Below are 1,574 nucleotides of genomic sequence, written 5' to 3'. Positions count from 1 at the left end.
AAAAAACCCCGCAAAAGCAGGGCTCTGAACAATCATATAAACTTATAAGAAAGGTTATACCTTTACCGTAATTCTAGACACAATTCGACTAGTACAGCAACGCCATAAAACACTATTTTTCATATCCTGTCAACAAAAAAATCACGATATTGTATATTTTTTATTTTTTTACCTAAATCTAGTGTCTTTAACAACCAACCACTCACAATTGTATCATCTAAACGAATCAATTATATGACTAGAAACTAATAAAAAGCGGGGGAGAACAATGCGTGATATTGTCATAGTAATAGTGGGTATACTCATCCTATGGGCTATAGTCTCTGACATGCGGGAAGAAGCAGAGAATGGTCGGAATACAGAATTTCAAGGTACTCTTTTATTAGCCATAGTACTTGGGGTGCTTTGGTATCTTGAATTTTCAAGAAACTCTTTATTAGTAGTAGCAATTTTGTTGTTTGCTTGGAGAAATTACCTAGGAATAATAGCAAATTTTGAACATGATCGCTTAGTCGAATACTCTCAGATGGCGTTTGATTATGAGAATGAAAAAATTAATAAAGCGATTATACAACGAAACGAAGCAGTTAAGGAAAACAGTAGGATGGTCGATAGACACTACAAAGCGATTAAGGAACAAGAGAAAATAATTGAGGAATTATACGAAAAGCTTTGGCAACAACAGAAACAGATAATGATAATGGAAAAACAGAATGAATCTGGTTGAGAAAAAAATCAATTAAAAATTCAATACTATGATTAATGATTAATAAAAAGGGGGAGAAAATGTGGTTTATTATAGGAATTGTAATCCTTATCTTAATAATCCCAATATTAATTGATATTATTATATTAGTAATTTACGGCATTGGATTATTTCTAGGGGGCATACTTGAAACTCTAAAAGAGTTCCTAAATTTAGTAGGAAAAATACTATTAACAATAATACTGCCAACGTTAGAAACTATCGATTATGCTTTTACAAAGGATAAAAGCAAATGGAACGAAATAATTGAAAAACGAGAAAGATTTAGAGAACATAAAGCGATTAAGAAAAAAAACGGAGAAAAAACGATAAATTATTACTTTCGTTTTGCTAAACGCAGCTTATTTTTATTCTTACGCCTTATGGCACTCTCCTATTTCACAGCAGTGGTTACCTTTATAATTATGTTTTCTACAGGGTACATCATTGCTACGTTTTTCCCCCGCTCTTTTGCCCCTTATTTGTTAGGGACAATTATTTTAATGCTTACTCTTCCCCTTACAGTCTGTATGGCACCAATCCAATATAGAATACAAGCGCTACCTGTTTCATTTTTACTACAAACAATGCTTCTCTGGATTCAGTTTCGCGAAAACCTCTCTATGGGTATTGTATTCTATATCGCATTCTTTGAGCTATTCGTATATATATTATTTAGCTTTTCTCACGCAGTATTTATAGCCGAAATATCAGAAGAGCAATCAACTGCCTTTGAAACATTATAACAAACATTTACCATTTAGTTTTTCTGTCAAAATATTTATGAAGCGCGTTAAGAGCGACCCGCAATGAATTCACAAGATGTGGT

At 32.7% G+C, this 1,574-nt stretch carries 2 protein-coding genes; both read left to right on the top strand.

Features of this window, described 5'->3' with window-relative positions; genetic code table 11:
- The first annotated feature begins 268 nt into the window (after window positions 1-268).
- A complete protein-coding gene (locus ACFIMM_RS02935) occupies window positions 269-727 on the top strand; it encodes a hypothetical protein (RefSeq protein WP_375612487.1) in 459 nt (152 codons plus the stop codon).
- A gap of 59 nt (window positions 728-786) precedes the next feature.
- Window positions 787-1,491: a hypothetical protein gene (locus ACFIMM_RS02930; RefSeq protein ID WP_273758872.1), complete on the top strand. Its 705-nt coding sequence runs from the start codon at window positions 787-789 to the stop codon at window positions 1,489-1,491.
- Window positions 1,492-1,574: the final 83 nt, after the last annotated feature.

It is taken from the genome of Bartonella sp. AP258QHHD (genome assembly GCF_042196145.1).
GTDB lineage: Bacteria > Pseudomonadota > Alphaproteobacteria > Rhizobiales > Rhizobiaceae > Bartonella.
Note: the sequence above shows the minus strand (reverse complement) of the source record. Positions and strands in the feature narration are given on the sequence as shown.